The organism is Anaerobiospirillum sp. NML120449 (assembly GCF_023051105.1).
In the GTDB taxonomy this organism is placed as follows: domain Bacteria; phylum Pseudomonadota; class Gammaproteobacteria; order Enterobacterales; family Succinivibrionaceae; genus Anaerobiospirillum.
The window spans coordinates 1-1395 of record NZ_JALKIL010000103.1 but is presented as its reverse complement, the minus strand read 5'-3'; the positions used below and the strand labels follow the sequence as shown (position 1 = coordinate 1395).

Annotated in this window: 1 protein-coding gene; it reads left to right on the top strand. The window is 42.4% G+C overall.

Going from position 1 to position 1395, the window contains the following annotated elements:
- Positions 1-142: 142 nt before the first annotated feature.
- Positions 143-1395 (top strand): ISAs1 family transposase (locus MXE41_RS12955; protein WP_247100884.1); only part of this gene is annotated, 1253 nt, incomplete at its 3' end.

Genomic DNA, 1395 nt, shown 5'->3' with positions numbered 1-1395 from the left:
CTACGCACAAAGCGTGAAATTTGATCCAAGGATCAAATTCGGAAAATAAAATGTGATACCAGGATCACTTTTTAACAATTTAGATTCACTTAAAAACGAGATTTTGATCACATAGTAAAAAATTTGCCTGGGAGTTTTTACTATGATGATTCCGTACCACCTGAATATCAGCCAAGTCATGAGCTTTCATGCTCTGGTTAATCTTTTTATCGAGTCTGGAATCACTGACTACAGACAACGTAGAAAGGTTAAATTCCCGTTCTATGAACTATTGGTGGTTGTTCTGCTTGCTCATATATGCGGCAGAACAAGTGCAGTTGAGGTTGCTGACTTTGCTTATGATAAACACCATCTGTTCAAAGCAGTCTTCAACGCATGGCCTGACACAAGCCCTTCACATGACACGATAACAAGACTGTACAACAGTGTGGACCTGCAGCCAGCTCTAAGATACCTGTATATGTCTGCTCTTACAAAGATGCCAGAGATGGAGAAGCATTCACAAAACTGTTATCGTGTTTTAGCTCTTGATGGACAGGCTCCAAGATCGCTTATGTATGGGCTGATTAACGGGGTTTCTATCCCGAAAGAGAAGCTCGGCTTCAGGCAGTTCTATCTTGTATCACTTTTTGACTGTGACAGAGCTGTTTGCGTTGACCATGAGAAAATCTTCGATAAGGAAAATGAAAATAAGGCCTCCTTAAGACTTGTCAGCAGAAACTCACTTGATAACGCTATTGTTACCTGCGATGCCCTGAATACCACCAAGGATATTATCAGTGCTATAGAGTCTATGGGCGGTCACTTCTGCATGGCAGTAAAAGCTAACAGGAGATCGCTGTATGACAGCCTTAAGGCAGCCGCCAATAACGAAGAGCTTATGGAAAGCGTTTCTGTCAAGTATACAGGTCCTACGGAAATAGCACATGGCAGAGAGGAAACCCGCTCTATCATGGCATTTCCAGCTTGCCATGTGAAAAAAGTGGCAGAAAACTGGCCTTCAGTGAATACAATCTTTGTTGCCAGAACTGAGAGTAAGATCATCAAGACGGGCATAAGCAGAAAGCCACAAATCAGGTACTTCATCAGCTCTGTTCCTTTTAAAGACATGGAGACAGCCCTGCTTGGTATGGATGTGATTCGTAAACATTGGGGTATAGAAAATAAGCTCCATTACAATCTTGATAACTCTTTTAGCCAGGACAGGATGGTTGCCCTTAACAAGGACCAGGTAACCACCCGTGTCGCTTTTAACAAGTTAGCTCTTAACTTTGTTAATGTCTTAAAAACAGATACGAACTATAGCGACAGCTCAATAAAAAGGCTCGTTGTGCGTCTGGCTGACGATGCTCAGCTGCTAAATGCAGTAGGCATAATTGCTGCCGCTTTAGAGCT